We start from the raw sequence: 21,517 nt of genomic DNA on the forward strand, positions 1-21,517 counted from the left end.
TAGAGCGTGTCGATGGTGAAGCTGGACTTGCCCGATCCACTGACGCCGGTGATGCAGGTGAAGGTGCCCAGCGGAATGCTGGCGGTGACGTTGTGGAGGTTGTTGGCCCGCGCGCCATGCACGGTCAGTTTCTTGCCGTTACCCTTGCGCCGTTTCTCCGGGATTTCGATGGCGCGCGTGCCGTTGAGATAGGCGGCGGTGAGCGATTTCTTGCTCTTCAGCACCTGTTTCAGCGTGCCTTCGGCCACCACCTCGCCCCCGTGGACGCCCGCGCCGGGGCCCAGGTCCACCACATGGTCGGCGGCGCGGATCGCATCCTCGTCATGCTCGACCACGATCACGGTGTTGCCGAGGTCGCGCAGGCGTTTCAGCGTTTCCAGCAATCGGTCGTTGTCGCGCTGGTGCAGGCCGATGCTGGGCTCGTCCAGCACGTAGAGCACGCCCGAAAGCCCGCTGCCGATCTGGCTGGCGAGGCGGATGCGCTGGCTCTCCCCCCCACTGAGCGTGCCGCTGGTGCGGTCGAGGTTGAGGTAATCCAGACCGACATTGTCGAGGAAGCCCAGCCGCTCGTTGATTTCCTTGAGGATGGCGCGGGCGATCTGGCCCTGCGTGTCGTTGAGATGGTCGGGCAGCGCCAGGAACCAGTCCTTGGCGTCGGCCACGCTCATCTTGGTTGGGGTGGCGATATCGGTCGGCCCGTCGGCGCCGGGGATCTTCACCGCCAGCGCCTTTTCATTGAGACGCTTGCCGCCGCAGGTCTCGCAAGGCTGCGCGGTCTGAAACTTGGACAGCTCCTCCCGCATCCACGCGCTCTCGGTCTGAAGCAGGCGGCGGTTGAGATTGCCGATCACCCCTTCGAACGGCTTGTGCACGGTGTATTCCTTGCGCCCGTCCTTGAAGGTCAGCGGCACGCGCTTGCCCTTGGTGCCGAACAGGATAACCTCGCGGTTTTCGGGCTTGAGACCCTCCCACGGCGTTTCGAGGCCGAATCCGTATTCCTTGGCGAGGCTGGCCAGCACCTGCATGTAATAGGGCGAAGGCGGGTTGCTTTTGGCCCATGGCACGACCGCCCCCTTCTTGAGGCTGAGCGCTTCGTTGGGGACGACCAGCTGCGGATCGAACAGCTGCTTTTCCCCGATCCCGTCGCAGGTCGGGCAGGCCCCCTGCGGCGCGTTGAAGCTGAACAGGCGCGGTTCCACCTCCTCGATGGTGAAGCCGCTCACCGGGCAGGAAAACCGCTCCGAAAAGACGATGCGGTTGTCGGGCAGGCCGGCGCCCTTCATTGCGCCGCCCTTCCCCGAACCGGCCTTCCCCGAACCGACCTTGTCCAGGCTGGCGTTTTCGGCGTCCGGCCCGATGACGGCGGGGCGCACGTCCTGCCGCTGGGCAAGCGCTTCGGCCACGGTGGTATCGGCCAGATCGACGTAAGCCAGCCCCTCGGCCAGCTTCAGCGCCTGCTCGAAACTGTCGGCCAGGCGCGTTTCCAGCCCCGGCTTCACCGCGATCCGGTCGACCACCACTTCGATGTCGTGCTTGTATTTCTTGTCGAGCGCGGGGGCTTCCTCGATCGGGTAGAACTCCCCGTCGATCCGCACGCGGGTGAAGCCCGCCTTCTGCCATTCGGCCAGTTCCCTGCGGTATTCGCCCTTTCGCCCGCGCACCACCGGGGCGAGCAGATAGGCGCGCGTCCCCTCTGGCAGGGTCATCACCCGGTCCACCATGTTGGATACCGTCTGCGCTTCGATCGGAAGGCCGGTCGCCGGGCTGTAGGGCGTGCCCACGCGCGCCCACAGCAGGCGCATATAGTCGTAGATCTCGGTGACCGTCGCGACGGTGGAGCGCGGGTTGCGGCTGGTGGTCTTCTGCTCGATCGAGATGGCCGGAGACAGCCCGTCGATATGCTCGACATCGGGCTTCTGCATCATCTCCAGGAACTGCCGCGCATAGGCGCTGAGCGATTCCACGTAACGCCGCTGACCCTCGGCATAGATCGTATCGAAGGCCAGGCTCGATTTGCCGGAGCCCGAAAGCCCGGTGATCACGATCAGGCTGTCGCGCGGCAGATCGATGTCCACGCCTTTGAGATTATGTTCGCGCGCGCCGCGCACGCTGATCGTGGTAAGGGCCATAAAGGGGCGTGTTCCGGTTTCGTTCTGGCGAGTCAAGGGGCGCGGAGGCGCGACCCACAAGGTTGGTCCCCGATGTGGTCGCCCCCCGCCGAATTGCAATGCACGCTCACGCTGCCCATGCCGTGTAACCCTGCTTTTCCGCCCTGCCGGCAGGGGCGCGAAGACTCCGGTTTTCCGGCCCGGACCAAACACTCCCTTCACGCGTTGAACAGGTAAGCAGGGGTTATTTCCGGCACGCGCCGCCTTCGGGCGCAGACGCACATCGCCGCACCCCACCAACCGAAGTTGATACACGAGGCTGTATAGCCATGACATTATCGCAAACCGCACAAACGCCGCCCGGTCGCGGCCCCGATCGGTCGCCTGCCGACGCCCGCATTCGCCGCCGCGTTGCCGATCTTTTCACGCCGCTTGACCATGATCGTCCGAGTCGTTCAGCCACCAGCGATCGTCGCCGCGACCGCGAACTGAAACGCGCACGCGCCGCGGCATCGCGGGCCTTTTCGGTCAAACCTTCCATGTCGAAACGTAAGGCCGCCGCGCTTTTGCTTTCCACCGGGGCGATGGCCCTTCCGGCTTTCAAAGCCCCGTTCGATGGCAACGCCAGCGGTGTATCCTCCTCCGACACCGAGCGCTCCGACAGGCGCATTCCCGCAACCTTGCTGAGCGCGAGCGCCGAGATGCGCCAGGCGCTGGTCGAGGAGGAAGGCATGCGCAGGACCGTCTATCGCGACATCGCCGGCAATCCGACCGTCGGCGTGGGCCATCTCGTGCGTCCCGGCGACGGGCTCGGCGTAGGGGATCGCATCACGCAGGCACAGACAAGGGCTTTCCTCGACGCCGATCTGCGCGCGGCCGAAAAGGACGCACACGATCTCCTCGGCAGTCTGCCCGTTTACCAGCACGAATTCGATGCGCTCGTCGATCTGATCTACAATGTGGGTCCCGGGAACGTCTCGTCCGCCAAGAGCCCCCGCCTGAATGACGCCATCGCGCGCGGTGATTACGAGGCAATGGCGGAGGAACTGCGCTATTCAAATGCCGACGGCTCCTATGCCCGCGGCCTCGATTATCGCAGCGAACGCAGGACCCAGATCTTTTTGAACGCGAGCTACGAAGACCCGCGTGAGGCGGTCCGGATGACATAGCGCCGGGTTCGCTGTGGGGTGACTTCAGCGCCATGGCGTGGCGAACACGAACGCGGTTCGGCACCGATAGGCCGGCAATCGGAAATGATTTCAAAATTGCGCCCTCCGCAAGGCGCGCATTGAGGGGCGTATAGCTTGGCGCATCTAACCCTCATGCCTTTGCGAAAGCGCCACCTACGAATTGCGCCCGTTGATGACCCGAATTGCTGGACGCGGTTAGAGGTCTATACCTAATTCCCGATTAGGCACGCGTGCATCACGCCTCCCCTACAGGTGCAAAGGGGTGGTAGCAAACGCCAGCGGTTTTCGAGCCTGGCTGTCTGAATTGGGACTTCCGAATGAGCATCAATAAAGTCGATATCAAGGAATCATTGGGACTGTTCGCGGTTACCGATCAGGATATCAAACGCTTTCCCGCTATCAGCCGCGCGATTGCGCGCCATGCGCCTGCCGCGCTGGACGGCCTTTACGAATTCGTTGCCGCCACGCCCGCCACGCAAGGCTTTTTCAGCTCGCGCAGTATGGTGGAAGGGGCCAAGTCCAAGCAGCTCGAACATTGGAAGCTCATGTTCAGCGGTAAGCCCGATACCGCCTATCTCGCCAGCGCGCGCCGCATCGGCGAGGTGCATGCGCGCATCGGTCTGGAACCCAAGATATATATTGGCGCCTATGCGCGCATCCTCTCGCGCGTCGTCTCGCGCATGATGCGCCTTCCCATCCCGGGAAGGTCCGGCCAGATCGAGACGCTACAGAAGATGGCGATGATGGACATGTCGCTCGCCCTGTCGACCTATTTCGACATCGAGGCGAAAAACCGCGGCGACACAATCGAGACTTTGGGCACTGCGCTGGAGCGGATGTCGCAGGGCGATTTCAGCCGCAAGCTGAGCCCGCTGCCGGCCGAATTCGCCGCGATCTCTTCCAGTTTCGAGGTCATGCGCGGCAAGGTTTCCGAGGCCCTGGAGCAAGTGACCGAGCGATCTGGGTCGGTGGATGTGAGCGCGCAGGAAGTTCGCTCCGCATCCGACGATCTGGCGCAGCGGACCGAGCGCCAGGCGTCGGAACTGGCCGAAGCGACTGCCGCCATCAATTCGGTGGCCGACGGGGTCAGCCACAATGCCGACGACGCCAGCTTCCTGACCGAACGGCTGAGCGAAAGCCATCGCGCTGCACGCGAAGGCGGCGAGGTGCTGAACCAGACCATCGGCGCCATGGCAGACATCCAGAAATCCGCGCAGGAGATCGGCACCATCACCGATGTGATCGATGCGATCTCCTTCCAGACCAACCTGCTGGCGCTGAATGCGGGTGTGGAAGCCGCACGAGCCGGATCGGCGGGCGCGGGCTTCGCCGTGGTCGCCAACGAAGTGCGCGCCCTGGCGGCGCGTTCGGCCGAGGCAGCGCTCGATATCAAACGCCTCATCAGCCAGAGTTCGGAACAGGTGGAACGCGGTGCCGTGCTGGTGGAAAATACCGGCACGACCTTTACCCAGATCCTGGAAGGGCTCGGCGAAGTGGCAGAACGCGGCAGCAAGATCGCCGGATCCTCGCGAGAGCAGGCCGAGAAGATCGGCATCGTGCGCCAGAACATGGGCCGCATCGACCAGATGACGCAGCAGAACGCCGCCATGGTCGAACAGGCAAGCGCCGCCGCCCGGACGCTGGCCATGGAGGCCGACGAGACCTTGCGGATCACCCGCCAGTTCCGGCTGGGTTCGGACGACGGCGCCGCAGGAATGCAGCAGACCCGCCGCGCCGCCTGAGGCGCGCTGTCGGAAATTTGCGGAGCATGAACCGGGAGCGGCGCGTGGTCGCTCCCGCGCGACGCTAAACGTGACGGCGGATTGCAGTTCGTCGATGACCGAACGCAGTTGGTGGAACCCGGCTTTCCCGATGGGGTTAAGAGGCGTGGCGTAACAGCGCACGCGTGCGTTGGCGCGCGACTCTTACCACATCCGGAGACACATCATGTTTCGCTTCAGGACCGTCCTGTCCGCCGGTGCCGCATTGGCCCTGCCCCTCGCAGCCCTTCCCGCCCTCGCGCAGGACGCCACAGCGAACAACAGCGAAAACAGCGACATCGTCGTTCATGCCAAATCGCAGATCGGCGACTTCGGCATCGACCTGACGGGGCGCGATCTGAGCGCGAAGCCGGGCGACGACTTCGAACGCTATGCCTCCGGCGCTTGGATGGACCGCACCGAGATCCCCGCGGACCGGGCGAGCACCGGGTCCTTCTACGATCTGAGCGAAATGACGACCGAACAGGTCAAGGACCTGATCCTGGGCGCCCCCGCCAGTTCCAAGCAGGGCCGGCTCTACAAGAGCTTCACCGACGAAAAGGCGGTCGAGCGCGTGGGTTTGGCGCCGCTGATGCGCGACATTGCGGATATCCGTGCCATTTCCGACAAGAGCGCCATGGCCCGCTACATGGGCGATACCGACGGGCGCTTCGGCATCAGCCTGGTCAACACCTACGTCGATACCGACACGGCGGATGCCACGCGCAACCTGCTCTACATCACGCAGGGCGGGCTGGGGCTGCCGGAAAAGAGCTATTACCTCGACGATAACTTCGCCGAGCAGCGTCAGGCCTATTCCGATTACATGGTGCGTACCTTCAGGGCGATCGGGACGCCGGACCCCGTCGAAGCGGCTGCCAAGGTGCTGGAGTTCGAGACCTATGCCGCGCAGCTGAGCTGGGATCCCGCGGATCGCCGCGATGTCGACAAGACCAACAACCCCTATTCATCGGCGGATCTCGCCAGTTACGCGCCGGGGCTGGACTGGATCGCGTTTTACGCCGGGCTCGGGGTAAAGCCGCAAGCCAGGATGATCGTGAGCGAGAACACTGCGGTAAAGCGCCTCGCCTCGCTCTATGACCGGACCCCGCTCGAAACGCTCAAGCTGTGGCAGGCCTTCCACGTGGCGGACCAGGCGTCGCCCTATCTGACCAAGAAGATGGTCGACAGCCGCTTTGCCTTCACCAGCACGCTTTCGGGCGTCAGCGAGAACCGCCCCCGCTGGAAGCGCGGCGTTTCGCTGGTCAACGGATCGCTGGGCGAACTGGTGGGCCAGGATTACGTCGCCGAGCATTTTCCGCCGGCCTCCAAGGCCAAGATGGAAGCCCTCGTCGCCAACCTAAAGCTGGCGATGGCCGACAGGATCAAGGCGAACAGCTGGATGAGCCCCGCGACCAAGCAGGCCGCGCTCGCCAAGCTGGAAAACACCATGGTCATGGTCGGCTATCCCGACAGCTGGCGCAATTTCGATGCGCTGACGATCTCGGAGGACGATCTCTACGGCAATGTGGAGGCATCCGGCCGCTTCAACGCCGCCTATGAACTTGCCAAGCTGGACAAGCCGGTCAACCGCAACCTGTGGTTCATGAGCCCGCAGACGGTGAATGCCTACAACGGCGGCCAGCTGAACCAGATCGTGTTCCCCGCCGCGATCCTGCAACCGCCCTTCTTCGATCCGGCCGCGGATCCGGCGGTGAATTACGGTGCCATCGGCGTGGTGATCGGCCATGAGATCAGCCACAGCTTCGACGATCAGGGTCGCAAGATCGACGCTGAAGGCAAGGTGAACGACTGGTGGACCGCGGCCGATGGAGAGCGCTTCAACGCGGAAGCCAAGGAATTCGGCAAGCAATACGCCGCCTTCGAAGTGGTGCCCGGCGCCCATATCGACCCCGATCTCACCATGGGCGAGAACATCGCCGATTTCGCCGGGCTTCAGGTGGCGCTGGACGCCTACCACAAGTCGCTGAACGGCAAGGAAGCGCCGGTTCTCGACGGACTGACCGGCGATCAGCGCTTTTTCCTGGCCTATGCGCAGGTATGGCGCGCGAAGGCGCGAGAGGACGCGCTACGCAATCAGGTCGCAACCGATCCGCACAGCCCCGCCCGCTATCGCACCATCGCTCCGGTCCGCAATCTGGACGCTTGGTACGAAGCCTTCAACATCGGTCCCGACAGCGCCATGTACATCCCACCGGAAAAGCGCGTGCATATCTGGTGAGGCGGCTCCGCCACGGCCCCGTCCCTTTGGCGGGGACAAGAGGGGTCGTGCCGGAAGTCAGCGGTCGAACAGCCGCTTGATGGCGGCGGAGGCGATGTCGGGCCGGGCGAAGCCCACCGTCTGCCCCGCCTGCGCAACGGGCACCACGGTCAGGCGCGGGTTGCTGGCTGCTTCCGCCGCCACGCGGGCATAGGGGAAAACCGGATCAGCCTGCCCGACGACCATCTCGATCGGCGGGCCCGCTGCGCGCAGAAGTGAGCCGAAGGGATAGGTTATCAGCCTGAAATCCCGCAAAATGGCGCTGTGGTCCTGCGCCATCAGCAGCGAAGCCGAAGCCATAAGAAGTGAGAGGATCTCTGGATCGAAGGCTGTGGCGAGGTCCTCGGTCGAGCCCGAATACATGCGCGCAAGGATGAACTCCGGCCCGCGCGCTCGGGCCATGCGATATCCCAGCTTCATAACCAGGTCGTACATGCGCGGCGACCGCGTCGCGAGATCGAGCAGAACGCGGTGGTGTGCCGGAAGATCGGCGAGCAGTTCCGGCGTATCGAGCGGCAGGCAGGCGCCGAGGTTTAGAATGCGCGAGACCCGCGCGGGTTGATCTGCGGCGAACCGGATCGCCGGCACGAACCCGTTGACCAGCCCGATCAGCGGCGCGGAATTCAGCCCCAGATGATCGAACATCGCGCCGATCACGGCGGCGCCCACCTCCGCCGAATCGCCAGCAGCCGTCGCGGCGCTGTTGCCGAATCCGGGGCGACTGGGCGCGAAGATCTGGATGTCGGCCTTCTCCAGCTCGCTCTGGACCGCCTGCGGGAGAATGTAACCCGTGAACGGCGCATGGGCCAGGATTGCGGGGCGCCCGCCGGCCCGGCCCATCCAGCTATAAGCGAGTTGGCCGAACGGCCCTTCGAAATAGGCTTCACGCCCCAGCGGATCACGCCACCCTCCGGGCTGCGCGTCCTCGATGGTGCCTTCGACCGAGCGACGTTCCCGTGCGCGGGCGCAAAGCGCAGCCAGCATCCGGACAAGATCCACCTGCCCGGCACAGCCGGTCTTCTGATAAATCTGATGGAGCTGCGTGCGGACGGTCCGGATTGCAGTGCCACGGGCTTGCGATACGGCACCGGGATCGCCGTGTTCGAACAACAGCCGGGCGATCTCGCATTCGCCTGGAGTCATGCCGAATGCTTCCTGCAACAGGGCATCGACCCCTTCGTCCCAGCCCACGCCCAGCGAACGTACCGCGACGAACATGCTTGCGACACGCTCGTCGCGAACCGGGAAGAGTTCGGCCAGCCCTTCCGTGCCGTCCGGGCCATAGGTTCGCACCACGAGATTCCGCCGGTTCCGGGCCGTATCGGCGCCGGATGCCATGGCCCGCAATGTCTCGGCACCGTCCTCGTCGAGCCAGTCGAGGTCGAGAGTGGCGCCCAGCCTTGCGCCGAACAGCCGCTGGCCCGCCTCGTTCGCCGCGACCACGCGCAATTCGGGCGAAAGCACCACCGCCGGCCCAGGCGCATCGGCAATGGCGTGAAAGATGCCCGCCACCCCTACGGGCTTGGGCATCCGTTCGATCAACGCGCCCAATGCGGCAAGCTGCTGGCGTCCGCCGATGTCGAGATCGGGATCGGATCCACCAGACGCCTCCAGCCGCGCGCGCCAATGGGCGATCAGTGCGTCGTACCCCTCCCCTTCATGAAGCGAGCGATAGGCCGAGGCTATGATGTCGATAGTCTGGCTCATGGGAATTTGAGCGAAAAATCGGCGCGGCAAGCAGCATCATACATCAGATGACGTATGACGAAGCAGCATTCACTATTCAATACGCACGTCGAGGGAAGCGTGCCGGAATAGGCCGCGTACGCCGATACCCTCGTTTCGATTTCGGGGAAGGGTTCACAATCATGAGACGGAATATTTTTAAAGGCGCCGCGGCTGCCGCCACGCTGGCTTTGTCTGCTGGCGGTGCAAACGCAGCGGTAGTCGTCGATCAAACACCCTCAGGCACGTTCAATGGTTCGTGGTTCAATTATTCGTCCGGCCAGAATTTCTATGTTGCCTTCGATCTGTCCGAAGCCACAAATATCAAGGGGTTCGATATTTTTGCCGGCGGTACCGTGCAGGTCGGACAGTCCGTTACTGTACGAGTAAAAACCGATGTCGGCGGAAATCCCAATTTTGACAGCAATCTACTCGAATTCGGCGACACGATCGAGCGGATCGACCCTTTCGACACGAATTCGCAAATCGCGGGGGTGGATTTCAACCCCTTCGCACTTCAGGCGGGGCGCTATTGGATGAGCGTGTCGTTCCAGACAGCGATATCGCGTTGGAACAGCTATGACAACGGAGGCCCGCAGACAACAAGTAATCAGTGGGTCTTCTACGGTAACAGCCCGGGTTTCCAGGCAAATGTCTACGATCTTGGCTATCGAATTCGCGGTGACGTAACGGGCGTTGCCGTGCCCGAACCCGGTACGTGGGCGATGTTGATCCTTGGCTTCGGCGCGGTTGGAGCGGGGCTCAGGAAGCGTCGGGTCCCAATGCGCTTTTCCCTGACGACTGGATAATCCATCCTGATTTGTCACTGACGCTTGGCGGGCGCATCGCGGAGAACTAGCCTGCCGCGATGCGCCACCGGCTGTTCGTCGCCATCCGCCTGCCAGAGGCGATCATCGACATGCTTCTCTTGCTGGAGGGCGGCATCGACGGGGCGCGCTGGCAGGGCGAAGGGCAATTGCATCTGACCCTGCGCTTCGTAGGCGAGATCGAGGCGTGGCAGGCGGAAGACCTGTCGCAGGCGCTGGCTTCCATCCATGCCGATCCGTTCGACCTTGCCCTGCGCGGCGTGGGACATTTCGAAAGCAAGGGTCGACCGCATACCCTGTGGGCGGGGCTGGCACCATCGGAGCCGCTCCTCGCGCTGGAACGCCGGGTGGAAAGCGCCTGCCGGCGAGCGGCGCTGCCACCCGAGAGCCGCCGGTTTTCCCCCCACATCACGCTGGCCCGGCTCAATGCCGCCAGCGGCCCCCTGCTGCCGTTCCTGCAAGCCCACGGCACACTGGCATCGCCGCCCTGGCGGGTCGAGGCGTTCGACCTGATGGAAAGCACGCTGCGGCCCGAAGGCGCATTGTACGAGACGGTGCGCCGATATCGCCTGGCGGAATAAGATCCTGCGAATGCACGAGAGATGAGGGCTTGCAAAAGCGGGTCATCCCCTGTTCAAGCCCAACCGGTTACCAAAGATCCTTTCCGGCGCCGCGCTTCAAAACTCGGAACAAGCCGGTTCGAGAAAGCTTCTCAGGAGAAATGCATGACAACCCGTTTCCTCGCCGCAGTCAGTCTCGCTTCGCTTTCGCTGGCCGGTTGCACCACCATGAACGATGATGCGATGGCCGGGGCGAGCCCGATGGCCGCACCCGATATTCCGCAGGCGACCGGCTATTTCGCAGCTGACAGCACCCTGCCCTTCCATGCTCCCGATTTCACCAAGATTTCCGAGGACGACTACATTCCCGCCTTCGAACAGGGCATGGCGATCCAGCGTGCCGAGGTTAAGGCGATCACCAGCAACCCCGCTGCGCCCACGTTCGACAACACCATTGTCGCGCTCGAAAAATCGGGCGCCGAGCTCGGCCGGGTCTCCCGCGTGTTCTATGCGCTGACCGGCTCCAACACGACGGATCGCCTGGACGCGATCGACGAAGAGATCAGCCCCAAGCTTTCCGCCCATTCCGACGCGATCAGCCTCGATCCCGAACTGTTCGCACGCGTGCAAGCGGTTTACGACAACCGTGCCGCCATGAGCATGACGCCCGAAGATGCGGCCCTGCTCGAAGACACTTACGAATCCATGGTTCATGCCGGTGCCAAGCTGACGCCGGAGCAGCGCGAGCGCGTGAAGGCGATCAACACCGAGCTTTCCACCATCACGACGCAGTTCGGACAGCAGGTCCGCGACGCGACCGTGGATGGCGCGATCTTCGTCACCGACAAGGCGATGCTGGCCGGAATGTCCGATGCGGACATCGCCAGCGCCGCCAAACTTGCCCAGGAGAAGGGCAAGCCCGGCCAGTGGGCGATCGCGCTGCAGAACACCACGCAGCAGCCGGTGTTGCCCAGCCTGGAAAACCGCGCCCTGCGCGAGAAGATCTTCAACGCCAGCATCCACCGCGCCGATGGCGTGGCCGGAACGGGCGACACGCGCGCGCTGCTGGCCAAGATTGCCGCTTTGCGCGCGGAGAAGGCGGCGCTGTTCGGGGAGCCGGACTGGGCGAGCTACGCCATGTACGATCGCATGGCCAAAAACCCCAAGACCGCACTGGATTTCATAGGCCAGATGGTCCCGGCGCTGGCCGCCACGCAGCGCAGCGATGCCGCCGCGCTCAACGCCCAGATCAAGGCGGAGGGCGGCAATTTCGACGTGAAGCCGTGGGACTGGTATCGCTACGCCAACAAGGTCAAGGCCGAACGCTACGATCTGGATGAAGACAAGGTGATGGAATATTTCCAGATCCAGAAGGTTCTGGAAGACGGCGTCTTCTATGCCGCCAACCAGCTCTATGGCCTGAGCTTCAAGCGCCGTACCGACCTGCCCGTCTATCACCCCGACGTGTGGACATACACCGTCTACGATCGCGACGGCAGCGAGCTGGGCCTGTTCTACTTCGATCCCTATCAGCGGCCCAGCAAGCGGGGCGGCGCATGGATGAGCAACTTCGTCGAGCAGAGCCATCGTACAGGCAACAAGCCGGTGATCTACAACGTGCTCAACATTCCCAAGGCCGCGGACGGGCAGCCGCAGCTTGTCAGCTTCGACAATGTGAACACGATGTTCCACGAATTCGGCCATGCGCTGCACGGCTTCTTCGCGGATCAGAAATACGAATCCCTGTCCGGCACCGCCACGGCGCGCGACTTCGTGGAATATCCGAGCCAGGTGAACGAGATGTGGGCCACCGATCCCAAGGTGCTGGCGAACTATGCCAAGCACTACAAGACTGGCGAGACCATTCCGGCGGCGATGATCGACAAGATCGAGGAATCGGGCAAGTTCAACCAGGGTTACGACTTCGGCGAGACCGTGGAAGCCGCCCTGCTCGACATGAAGTGGCACGCTCTGAGCGCACAGGAAGCTGCCGCTATCGACACCCCGGCAGAGGTGGATGCGTTCGAGAAGAAGGCGCTTGCCGAAACCGGGCTGGAAGTCGGTCTGGTGCCGCCGCGTTACCGCTCGACCTATTTCAACCACGTCTTCAGCGATCCCACCGGCTATTCGGCGGGCTATTACAGCTATCTGTGGACGCAGATGCTCGATCACGACAGCCGCAAGTGGTTCCGCGATAATGGCGGACTGACCCGCAAGAATGGCGATCACTTCCGCGCCACCGTGCTGAGCCGTGGGGGGACGATGGACTACTTCAAGATGTTCAACAATTTCGCCGGACACGATCCCCAGATCGAGCCGCTGCTTGAAGCACGCGGGCTTACGGGTGGCGACGCTTCGGCGGATACCACGTCCGACGACGGTGCCGGCGCCAGCAAGGTGACCGGAACGACCGAGTAATCAACCCACGATCAACGCGCGGTGGCCGGGTTCCCCGATCCACCGCGCGGCGATTTTCCAGACGCGCTCGATCACCTGCTGGTCGAGCGCGTCTTCGCATGCGCCGTCCGCCTCCAGATGCCCCTTGTCCAGCACCACGACGCGGTCCGCATGGTTCATGGCCAGCGCCAGATCGTGCAGGACCAGAACGACGCCCGCTCCCTGGTCGGCGGCGGAGCGCAGATGGCGCAGCAGCGCGATCTGATGCGCAAGATCCAGCGCGGCGAGCGGTTCGTCGGCGAGAATCCAGCGCGGTTCCCCCGCCAGCACCCGCGCCAGCAGCACGCGCGCGGTTTCCCCTCCAGAAAGCGTCTGCGCCCGGCGCGCGGCAAGATCGGTAATGTCCAGCGCGGCCATGGCGGCGTCGACAGGTTCACCCCGGGCATCGCCGTGCGGCATGCGGCCCAGCTCAACCAGTTTGCGCACCGGCACATCCCACGCGATTTCCGCCATCTGCGGCAGAAAGCCGATCACCCTGGCGCGCTCTCGCAGCGGAAGACTGGAAAGCGGGGTTCCGTCCAGCGCAACATGCGCCATCGCCGTCTCGTCCAGCCCCGCGAGGGCCGCCAGGAGGGTGGACTTGCCCGCGCCGTTCGGCCCGCAGATCGCGGTGATCGTGCCCGGTTGCAGCGTCAGGCCGACATGCGCCAGCCGCCCCTTGATCGTCAGGTCGGTGGTGGTCAGCGTCACAGCTCGCCCCTCCGCATCCGCAGCAGCAGCCAGAGGAAGAACGGCGCGCCCAGCAGGCTGAGCGCGATGCCGAGCCTGAGTTCCGTCATCAGCGGCAAAACGCGCACCACGCTGTCGGCGATCAGCACCAGCAACGCGCCAGCAAGTGCGCTCGGGATGATAAGCTGCGAAGGCCTGCGGTCGGTCAGCGGGCGGACCAAATGCGGCACGATAAGGCCGACGAAGCCGATGATCCCCGCTACCGCCGTGACCGCGCCCACGGTGAGACCCACGCCCGCGACCAGCAACCACAGCAGGCGCGTGGGCCTGACGCCGAGCGATCGCGCCACCGCCTCACCCAATGTGAGCGCATCGAGTGATGGCCCGGCGAGGCGCAACACAAGGATGCCGACGCCGATCAACGGGGCGGCGATCCATACGTCCTGCCAGCTTCGGTCGGTCAGGGCGCCGTTGAGCCACATCACGATGGTCTCCATCGCGAAGGCGTTGGGTGCCAGGCTGATGGCCAGCGCGGTGAGCGCGCCCGCAAGGCTGGCGACCATGAGCCCAGCGAGCGTGAACAAGGCGATGCCACCGGTCCTTCCCGCGATTGCGGCGAGCAGCGCCATCGCGCCGCCCGCGCCGGCCAGCGCGAAAAGCGGTAACAGCCACGCGCTGTGCGTGTAGCCGAACCAGAGCGCAACCACCGCCCCGAGGGCCGCGCCCGGCCCAATGCCGAACAGGCCCGGATCGGCGAGCGGATTGCGGAGATAGCCCTGCATCGCCGCCCCCGCAGCGCCCAGCCCGGCGCCCACGACAATGGCCAGAAGGCTGCGCGGCAAGCGCAGATCGGCAAGGATCAGCGCGGCATTGGGCGTCTCCGCCGGATCGATCCACACGCGGCCCGCGAGCAGGGACAGCGGCAGGACGATCGCCAGCAGGATCAGCAGGATCGGTATGGGCCGGGTCATGCTCGTCCGCCACCTGTCGGCTGCACATGCGCGCGCAATCTCTTCAACCGATCCATCGCGCGCGGAATGCTGGGCCCGCCGCAATATGTGAGCGCGGGATCGAACCGGGCGACCTCCATATCGGGGAGGCGCGCCAGCACGGGATGCGCCTGCCCTGCCTCACTGCCGGATACCAGCAGTAGCGCGGGCGGATCGGCAAGGATGGTTTCGAGCGCAAGGTAATCCGCCTGCGCCATCCCATGCGCTTCTGACCAGCTGGCAAAGCCAGCATGGCGCATCAGGTCGGCGATCAGCGTGCCCCGGCCAGGCACGATTCCGCCTGCCTGCCACAGCGCTGCGGAGATCGAGGGGCCCGGCGGCACGGCAAGGGAGGCCTCGATCCGCCGCACCAGTGCTTCGCCGCGATCCGGATGACCCGCAATTTTCGCCAGTTTGCGCACCTGCGCCTCGCTATCCGCGACCGTCGCGGCCATGCCGACCGTTTCCACCCGCATCCCGAGCCGCTCGAGCGCGGCGCGGGTCGCGGGCGCCATGAAGCTGGATCCCACCACGATGTCGGGCGCCAGCGCGGCCACCTCTTCCACCGTACCGCCGGTGGCAGGGATGCCACGCGCCGTGGCGAGATCCATGGAAGTGGACCGGGGATCGTGGCTGTAATGCGAAATGGCGAGCAGCTGTTCGGGCTCCGCCACCTCGGCCAGGATCGCATCGCTGCATGGATTGAGGCTCACGATGGTCGGCGCGTCGCCAGCCGACGGCGCGGCGGGGGTGCCGGAGCATCCCGCCAGCGCCAGCGCGGCCAGCGCCGCCCTCACATCCGCCCCCTCACTCCGATGAAGGCGCCGCGCCCGGGCGAATTATACCCGGCGGCCGTCTGGTAATCGGCATCGAAGACATTCTCGACCCTGCCGAACAGCTCGATCCCGGCAGTGAGAGCGATGGCTGCGCGCAGGTCCACCAGTTCATAGCCTGCAAGGAGGCGGGTGTTGGTGGCATTGTCGAAGCTTTCGCCGACGAGGCGAAGATCTGCGCCGAACGAACCCCACCCAGCCGTATAGTCTGCAAACAGCGTCGCGGAATGGCGCGGTCGGCGGGCGAGATCGTTGCCGGTTGCGCGGTCCTCGGTATCAATCAGGCTGTACAGCCCGGAAAGGCGCAGGCCGGACACGATTTCGGCACCTGCCTCCACCTCGATGCCCTGCGCCCGCGCCCGCGCGGTGTTGTCGTAATAGCCGAACGGCCGGGAGGCGCACAGCGGCGCGGTGCTGCCGAAGCAGGAGGCGAAACCGATCAGATCCTCGCTATCGCGGCGGAAGCCGGTCACCGCGAAATAGCGCGCGGCACTGCGCTCTCCCAAGGCGATCCCCAGGTCGTAGCTGGTGCTGCGTTCCGGCTGGAGCGCTTCATTGCCGTAGTCGGAAAAGAGTTGATAGAGGGCCGGCGCCTTGAAGCCTTCGCCCACGCTGCCCTTGATGCGCCAGCCGCCGCCCAGGGCATAGCTGAGATCGCCGCCGAAGCTGACTTCGCTGCCAAACAGTTCGTGATCGTCCACCCGCGCGCCAAGATGCGCAGCCAGCCCGCCCAGAATCCAGCCGGCCTGCAGATAGCCGCCGGTGATGGAGACATCCGCGCCGTCTTCGGAATCGGTTTCGAAGCTGGACCACTGGTGCTCCCCGCCGAAGGCGAGCGTCAGGCCGCCGATGGCGCGATATTCGCCGCGCAGTTGCAGGCTGTCGGTGTGGCCGTCGCTGGTAAAAGTGGTGTCCCCGACGCCGTCGCGATTGACGCGCTCGGTATCGGAAAGTCCGTATGAACCGCGCAGGGTCAGATCCATGCCGTAGTAGGTCGCGCCTACTGCCCCCGAATATTGGCGCGTGTGCTGCGTATCCAGCGTGTCGCCGAAGCTGAAATCGGGCAGAAAGCCGTCGATCTCCAGATCCCCTTCGGCATAGCGGGCATTGGCGAACACCTCGATGCGGTCAGTCGCATCGAAGAAGGCGCTGCCACCCAGGCCGAACTGGTTGAGGCCATCGGCCTCGGTGCCACTGGCGGCGGCGGAAAAGCCATCGGTCCGCAGGGCCGATCCGGTCAGGCCGACGAAGTAACGGTCGCCCTCCACGCCGCCCGATGCCGTCGCGGTCAGGCTGTCGCGCGCACCATATTCCAGGCTGGACGACAGCCCGGCCGATCCGCGCGTGGAGACGTTGAGCACACCGCCCAGCGCATCGGCACCCCAGATGGTGCTGTTGGCACCGCGCGTCAGGTCGATGCTCGCGACATTGGTGGCCAGCAGCGTTCCGAAATCGAAGCCACCGCCGGGCGAGGCCTGATCCGCCACGCGCACGCCGTCGATCAGGACCAGCAACTGCTCCGAGCCTGCGCCGCGGACATTGACGCCGGTGAAGCTGCCGATGGGGCCGTTGCGGGTGATGGTGACGCCGGGCGCGCGGGTGAGGATGCGGGTGATGTCGGCACCCTGGATGTTCTCGATCTCGTCACGATCGATGACGGTCACTGATTGGCCGGTGTTGCCGACGTCGGTCGAAAGGCCGTTCGCGGTGACGGTAATGGCCTCCCCGGACAGGGCGTCCTGCGCATAGGCAGGCAAGGCGGCCAGGGGGGCCGAGGCGAGAAACAGATATTTGAACACGAAACCTCCAGTCACAAGCACATGTCGCCCATGACGGGAGGGAGCGGAATTGCTCCATCCGCGCTTGCCGTCGGTACACCCCGCCCGCGGCCGAAAAGCGACATCACGGGCAGGTCTCCTGGCTCCCGGATCGACGCTTTCCCGCCGCCTTCCCACCGCGGACATGCGGCAGTGGCACATGGCGGGATCGCTCCCCGGTCACAGTTGCGGGGGCAGCGGAGGATTTCAGCCTCCTTCCCTCTTCGGACGCGGAGCAACCCGCGCCAACCCATGACTGCGGGCGCCCATAAGCGCCGGTCCGCGTTGGCGCAAGGCGCTTAACTGCCGCTAAACCTTGAAATGGAACCGGAGTTTAGCGCACCGAACCATAGAGGCGTAGCAACACGAACTCTTCCGGAGTATCCATGTCCATACATTTCGCGGCTGCCCGCTCTGCTGCCCATTCCCCCGTCGCCCGCGCGCTGGCCAAGAAGGCGGTCCGACGCGCCGCGAACGACAATCCGGGCGGCAGCAACCGCCCGGTCGATCCCATCCTTTACGCGGCGCTGCGCCATTTCGGCAAGCATGGCCTGCACGCCGCGGCCGAAGCGGCCGCACAGGCGGAGCGTGCATGGAAGGCGGGAGAGATGGAGGCCTGCCGTTACTGGTCGGAGATTTGCGGCAGGCTCGACCGCCGCACCGCCAATGACCTGGCGCAGCGAACGGCGTTGCAGGACGCGAGCTGACCACTAAAGCTATTGCGAACTATTTGCAAAGATAGTTGAACCTGCTTGGGTTTTTGGCGGTTGCAATCGCACTCGCCCCGTCCTAGGTCGCCCCTCGTGTTCGCCGGGCGCGAGCCCTCCCCGCGGGCGGGAGGCGCGCCATATCGGCTCGTGGCAGACCTGGCCCGCTTCCGTGGAAAGGACACCCCCTCCCCTATGGCCCAGACTCAGGCTCGCAAGAAGATCGCGCTCATCGGCTCCGGCATGATCGGCGGCACGCTCGCCCATCTCGCCGCGAAGAAGGAAATGGGCGATATCGTCCTGTTCGACATCGCCGAGGGGATGCCGCAGGGCAAGGCGCTGGACCTGTCGCAGTGCGGCCCGGTGGAAGGCTTCGACGCCAAGATCACCGGCACCAATGATTATGCCGACATTGCGGGCGCCGATGTGGTCATCGTTACCGCCGGCGTGCCGCGCAAGCCTGGCATGAGCCGCGACGATCTGCTCGGCATCAACCTCAAAGTGATGAAGGCGGTCGGCGAAGGCATCAAGAACAACTGCCCCGACGCTTTCGTGATCTGCATCACCAACCCGCTCGACGCGATGGTCTGGGCGCTGCGCGAATTCTCCGGTCTGCCGCATAACAAGGTCGTCGGCATGGCAGGCGTGCTGGACAGCGCGCGCTTCGCGACCTTCCTCGCATGGGAATTCGGCGTCAGCGTCAAGGACGTGAACGCATTCGTCCTCGGTGGGCACGGCGACACCATGGTGCCCGTCACCAGCTACACCACGATCAGCGGCATCCCGGTCAACGATCTCGCCAAGATCAAGGGCATTTCGGAAGACCGCATCGACGAGATCGTCAAGCGCACGCGCGGCGGCGGCGGCGAGATCGTCGGTCTGCTCAAGACCGGCAGCGCCTATTATGCCCCCGCGACCAGCGCGATCAGCATGGCCGAAGCCTATCTGGGCGACCAGAAGCGCATCCTCCCCTGCGCCGCCTATGTCGAAGGCAAGTACGGCGTCGACGGCCTCTATGTCGGTGTCCCCGCCGTGATCGGCGCGAACGGCATCGAGGATGTGGTCGAGATCGAGCTGTCGGACGAGGAAAAGGGTAACCTCAAGGTATCGACCGACGCGGTCGAAGAACTGCTGGAGGCGTGCAAGGGGCTGGATAGCTCGCTGGCGTGATGACCCTCGTTTTCTGGTTTGCGATCGCCGTGTGGTTAGCGCTCTTCGCGTGGCTAGGTTTGCGTATTTCCACAAAAGGGTTGCTGGCTATCTCTACCGTTCTTCTAACGATCTTTGCGGTCACCTGTCTTTGGGCCATGTCCGGGCAAACAAGTGCGGGCTGGGATAGCGGCGGAAGTTTCGCTGCGGGAATGATGATTTTCTTCGCTGTTTTTGTCCTGCTCGGGCCAATTGCTATCGCTTTTGTTTCACGCGCCATCGGCGCAGTCTGGCCTCGTTTCGAGCGCTGAATCCAAGGAAGTCCGAATGTCCATACTCGTAAACAAAGACACCAAGGTCATCACCCAAGGGATGACCGGCGATACCGGCACCTTCCACACGCAGCAGGCGCTCGATTACGGGACGCAGATGGTTGCCGGTGTGACGCCGGGTAAGGGCGGCACCGAGCATATCGGCCTGCCCGTCTACAACACGGTCAAGGAAGCCGTCCACGCCACCGGCGCCACCGCATCGTGCATCTATGTGCCGCCGCCATTCGCTGCGGATTCGATCCTGGAAGCCATCGATGCCGAGGTGGAGCTGATCGTCGCCATTACCGAGGGTGTCCCGGTGCTAGACATGGTGCGTGTGAAGCGTGCGCTCGATGGCAGCAAGAGCCGCCTCATCGGCCCCAACTGCCCCGGCGTGCTGACCCCCGGCGAATGCAAGATCGGCATCATGCCCGGCTCCATCTTCAAGAAGGGCTCGGTCGGCGTCGTGAGCCGTTCGGGCACGCTGACCTATGAAGCCGTGCATCAGACCACCATGGTCGGCCTGGGCCAGACCACTGCGGTCGGCATCGGCGGCGATCCGGTCAACGGCACCAACTTCATCGACGTCCTTGACCTGTTCCTGCACGACGACGCCACCAAGTCGATCATCATGATCGGCGAGATCGGCGGCAGCGCGGAAGAAGAAGCGGCCGAATTTATCGCGCACATGAAGAAGAAGGGCACCGAGAAGCCGATGGTCGGCTTCATCGCGGGCCGCACGGCGCCTCCGGGTCGCCGCATGGGCCATGCAGGCGCGATCGTTTCCGGTGGTCAGGGCGGGGCCGAGGACAAGATCGAAGCGATGGAAAAGGCCGGCATCCGCGTCAGCCCGAGCCCATCCGAACTGGGCACCACGCTCGACGCCATGCTGAAGGAACTGGCCTGATTTACGCGCGGCGCGCGAGGAGGGAGGGACCGACCGCGCCGCTCGATCATTGGTTCCGTTGAAAGGTGACCCGATGGGTAACGAAGCACATGATTTCCTTCCCGAGCCGACCGACCAGGAAGGCCCGCAGCCCGGGCCCAGTTGGGCGCGCAAGGGCTGGCCGGTTTCCGACGTCTCGGCTGAGGACGAGCTTACCAAGAGCCTCGATCCCATCGCCATGAAGCTGGCGGTGAAGGAAGCCTCCGCCAAGGCGGGCAAGCCCACCGATCCCAAGGCGATCGAGCGCGCGGCGGACGATTCCATTCGCGCCATGCTGCTGGTCCGGCTCTATCGCGTGCGCGGCCACCTTGCCGCCGATCTCGACCCGCTGGGCCTGTCTCACCGCGACGTGCCCGAGGATCTGACGCTGGAATGGCACGGCTTCACCGGACAGGAAGACCATGAGGTCTATGTCGGCGGGGTCTTCGGTTTCGAATGGACCACGATTGGCGAACTCTACCGCGTGCTGCGTGAGACCTATTGCGGTAAGGTCGGCCTCGAATACATGCATATTTCGGACACCGAGGAACGCCGGTTCCTGCAGGACAGGTTCGAAACCCCCGAAGATACCATCCAGTTCACCGAAGAAGGCAAGCGCGCCATTCTGGCTGCCGTCATCCGCGGCGAGCAGTACGAGAAGTTCCTTGGCAAGAAATATGTCGGGACCAAGCGCTTCGGTCTCGACGGCGGGGAAAGCATGATCCCCGCTCTGGAAGCCGTGATCAAGAATGGCGGCGCCATGGGCGTGCGCGAAATCATCTACGGCATGGCGCACCGTGGCCGTCTGAACGTGCTCGCGAATGTGATGGCCAAGCCTTATCGCGTGATCTTCCACGAGTTCCAGGGCGGCAGCGCCAACCCGGACGATGTGGGCGGATCGGGCGACGTGAAATATCACCTTGGGACCAGCACCGACCGCAGCTTCGACGGCATCAGCGTGCATATGAGCCTGGTGCCCAATCCCAGCCACCTGGAGGCGGTAAATCCCGTGGTGCTGGGCAAGGCACGCGCGCAGCAGGCGATCCGCGACGATCTGAAGAAGCACGAGCAGGTCCTGCCGGTGTTGATCCATGGCGACGCGGCGTTCGCCGGACAGGGCATCGTATGGGAATGCCTCGGCTTCTCCGGCATCCGCGGCTACAACACCGGCGGTTGCCTGCACTTCGTCATCAATAACCAGATCGGCTT

17 protein-coding genes and 1 riboswitch are annotated in these 21,517 nt (G+C 64.4%); of the genes, 11 read left to right on the forward strand and 6 right to left on the reverse strand.

The window, feature by feature from the left end; genetic code table 11:
- Nucleotides 1–2,129 (reverse strand): excinuclease ABC subunit UvrA (gene uvrA / locus ACFDTG_RS12695; RefSeq protein ID WP_375291406.1); only part of this gene is annotated, 2,129 nt, incomplete at its 3' end.
- A 518-nt stretch (nt 2,130–2,647) separates the two neighbouring features.
- On the opposite strand from uvrA, the gene ACFDTG_RS12700 reads away from it, so the two are divergent.
- The 3 genes from ACFDTG_RS12700 (at nt 2,648) to ACFDTG_RS12710 (ending at nt 7,300) form a co-directional block, all read left to right on the forward strand.
- Nucleotides 2,648–3,277, forward strand: coding sequence for a lysozyme (locus tag ACFDTG_RS12700; RefSeq protein WP_375291407.1), 630 nt, complete (start codon nt 2,648–2,650; stop codon nt 3,275–3,277).
- Nucleotides 3,278–3,615: 338 nt separating this feature from the next.
- Nucleotides 3,616–5,040, forward strand: a complete 1,425-nt coding sequence (locus ACFDTG_RS12705) for a methyl-accepting chemotaxis protein (RefSeq protein WP_375291408.1) — start codon at nt 3,616–3,618, stop codon at nt 5,038–5,040.
- Between the two features lie 205 nt (nt 5,041–5,245).
- Complete coding sequence (locus tag ACFDTG_RS12710) at nt 5,246–7,300, forward strand: M13 family metallopeptidase (RefSeq protein ID WP_375291409.1); 2,055 nt, start codon at nt 5,246–5,248, stop codon at nt 7,298–7,300.
- A 57-nt stretch (nt 7,301–7,357) separates the two neighbouring features.
- On the opposite strand, the gene ACFDTG_RS12715 is transcribed toward ACFDTG_RS12710, so the two are convergent.
- On the reverse strand, nt 7,358–9,046 hold the full coding sequence (locus ACFDTG_RS12715) for a hypothetical protein (RefSeq protein ID WP_375291410.1): 1,689 nt from the start codon (nt 9,044–9,046) through the stop codon (nt 7,358–7,360).
- A 161-nt stretch (nt 9,047–9,207) separates the two neighbouring features.
- Between ACFDTG_RS12715 and ACFDTG_RS12720 the strand changes: the two genes are divergently transcribed.
- From ACFDTG_RS12720 to ACFDTG_RS12730, 3 genes are all read left to right on the forward strand, one after another.
- On the forward strand, nt 9,208–9,873 hold the full coding sequence (locus tag ACFDTG_RS12720) for a PEPxxWA-CTERM sorting domain-containing protein (protein ID WP_375291411.1): 666 nt from the start codon (nt 9,208–9,210) through the stop codon (nt 9,871–9,873).
- A 59-nt stretch (nt 9,874–9,932) separates the two neighbouring features.
- Complete coding sequence (gene thpR, locus ACFDTG_RS12725) at nt 9,933–10,472, forward strand: RNA 2',3'-cyclic phosphodiesterase (RefSeq protein ID WP_375291412.1); 540 nt, start codon at nt 9,933–9,935, stop codon at nt 10,470–10,472.
- A gap of 144 nt (nt 10,473–10,616) precedes the next feature.
- Complete coding sequence (locus tag ACFDTG_RS12730) at nt 10,617–12,869, forward strand: M3 family metallopeptidase (protein WP_375291413.1); 2,253 nt, start codon at nt 10,617–10,619, stop codon at nt 12,867–12,869.
- Here ACFDTG_RS12730 and ACFDTG_RS12735 read toward each other — a convergent pair whose 3' ends face one another.
- Genes ACFDTG_RS12735 through ACFDTG_RS12750 form a run of 4 tightly spaced genes read right to left on the reverse strand, consistent with a single transcriptional unit; the run spans nt 12,870 to nt 17,198 of the window.
- Entirely contained in the window at nt 12,870–13,598 is a 729-nt protein-coding gene (locus ACFDTG_RS12735) for an ABC transporter ATP-binding protein (protein WP_375291414.1), read from the reverse strand.
- Nucleotides 13,595–14,548: a FecCD family ABC transporter permease gene (locus tag ACFDTG_RS12740; RefSeq protein WP_375291415.1), complete on the reverse strand. Its 954-nt coding sequence runs from the start codon at nt 14,546–14,548 to the stop codon at nt 13,595–13,597. The genes ACFDTG_RS12735 and ACFDTG_RS12740 overlap by 4 nt, the downstream gene beginning before the upstream one ends.
- A complete protein-coding gene (locus tag ACFDTG_RS12745) occupies nt 14,545–15,363 on the reverse strand; it encodes an ABC transporter substrate-binding protein (protein WP_375291416.1) in 819 nt (272 codons plus the stop codon). Before ACFDTG_RS12745 ends, ACFDTG_RS12740 begins: the two co-directional genes overlap by 4 nt.
- Nucleotides 15,360–17,198 (reverse strand): TonB-dependent receptor plug domain-containing protein, encoded by a 1,839-nt coding sequence (locus ACFDTG_RS12750; protein ID WP_375291417.1) that lies wholly within the window; start codon nt 17,196–17,198, stop codon nt 15,360–15,362. Before ACFDTG_RS12750 ends, ACFDTG_RS12745 begins: the two co-directional genes overlap by 4 nt.
- Before the next feature lie 90 nt (nt 17,199–17,288).
- Nucleotides 17,289–17,475, reverse strand: a riboswitch (cobalamin riboswitch).
- A gap of 127 nt (nt 17,476–17,602) precedes the next feature.
- On the opposite strand from ACFDTG_RS12750, the gene ACFDTG_RS12755 reads away from it, so the two are divergent.
- The 5 genes from ACFDTG_RS12755 to ACFDTG_RS12775 form a co-directional block, all read left to right on the forward strand.
- Complete coding sequence (locus tag ACFDTG_RS12755; RefSeq protein WP_375291418.1) at nt 17,603–17,923, forward strand: hypothetical protein; 321 nt, start codon at nt 17,603–17,605, stop codon at nt 17,921–17,923.
- Between the two features lie 195 nt (nt 17,924–18,118).
- A complete protein-coding gene (mdh, locus tag ACFDTG_RS12760; protein WP_375291419.1) occupies nt 18,119–19,093 on the forward strand; it encodes a malate dehydrogenase in 975 nt (324 codons plus the stop codon).
- Complete coding sequence (locus ACFDTG_RS12765) at nt 19,093–19,383, forward strand: hypothetical protein (protein WP_375291420.1); 291 nt, start codon at nt 19,093–19,095, stop codon at nt 19,381–19,383. The genes mdh and ACFDTG_RS12765 overlap by 1 nt, the downstream gene beginning before the upstream one ends.
- A gap of 16 nt (nt 19,384–19,399) precedes the next feature.
- Nucleotides 19,400–20,290, forward strand: coding sequence for a succinate--CoA ligase subunit alpha (gene sucD, locus ACFDTG_RS12770; RefSeq protein WP_375291421.1), 891 nt, complete (start codon nt 19,400–19,402; stop codon nt 20,288–20,290).
- Nucleotides 20,291–20,363: 73 nt separating this feature from the next.
- Nucleotides 20,364–21,517: thiamine pyrophosphate-dependent enzyme (locus ACFDTG_RS12775; protein ID WP_375291422.1), on the forward strand; the 1,154-nt coding region annotated here is incomplete at its 3' end.

It is taken from the genome of Qipengyuania sp. (assembly GCF_042095715.1).
GTDB lineage: Bacteria > Pseudomonadota > Alphaproteobacteria > Sphingomonadales > Sphingomonadaceae > Qipengyuania.

Bases quoted from the DNA above. Each gene is read 5' to 3' on its own strand.
- ACFDTG_RS12700 (WP_375291407.1), top strand. From the start codon at position 2,648: ATGTCGAAACGTAAGGCCGCCGCGCTTTTGCTTTCCACCGGGGCGATG.
- ACFDTG_RS12705 (WP_375291408.1), top strand. From the start codon at position 3,616: ATGAGCATCAATAAAGTCGATATCAAGGAATCATTGGGACTGTTCGCG.
- ACFDTG_RS12710 (WP_375291409.1), top strand. From the start codon at position 5,246: ATGTTTCGCTTCAGGACCGTCCTGTCCGCCGGTGCCGCATTGGCCCTG.
- ACFDTG_RS12715 (WP_375291410.1), bottom strand. From the start codon at position 9,046: ATGAGCCAGACTATCGACATCATAGCCTCGGCCTATCGCTCGCTTCAT.
- ACFDTG_RS12720 (WP_375291411.1), top strand. From the start codon at position 9,208: ATGAGACGGAATATTTTTAAAGGCGCCGCGGCTGCCGCCACGCTGGCT.
- thpR (WP_375291412.1), top strand. From the start codon at position 9,933: ATGCGCCACCGGCTGTTCGTCGCCATCCGCCTGCCAGAGGCGATCATC.
- ACFDTG_RS12730 (WP_375291413.1), top strand. From the start codon at position 10,617: ATGACAACCCGTTTCCTCGCCGCAGTCAGTCTCGCTTCGCTTTCGCTG.
- ACFDTG_RS12740 (WP_375291415.1), bottom strand. From the start codon at position 14,548: ATGACCCGGCCCATACCGATCCTGCTGATCCTGCTGGCGATCGTCCTG.
- ACFDTG_RS12755 (WP_375291418.1), top strand. From the start codon at position 17,603: ATGTCCATACATTTCGCGGCTGCCCGCTCTGCTGCCCATTCCCCCGTC.
- mdh (WP_375291419.1), top strand. From the start codon at position 18,119: ATGGCCCAGACTCAGGCTCGCAAGAAGATCGCGCTCATCGGCTCCGGC.
- ACFDTG_RS12765 (WP_375291420.1), top strand. From the start codon at position 19,093: ATGACCCTCGTTTTCTGGTTTGCGATCGCCGTGTGGTTAGCGCTCTTC.
- sucD (WP_375291421.1), top strand. From the start codon at position 19,400: ATGTCCATACTCGTAAACAAAGACACCAAGGTCATCACCCAAGGGATG.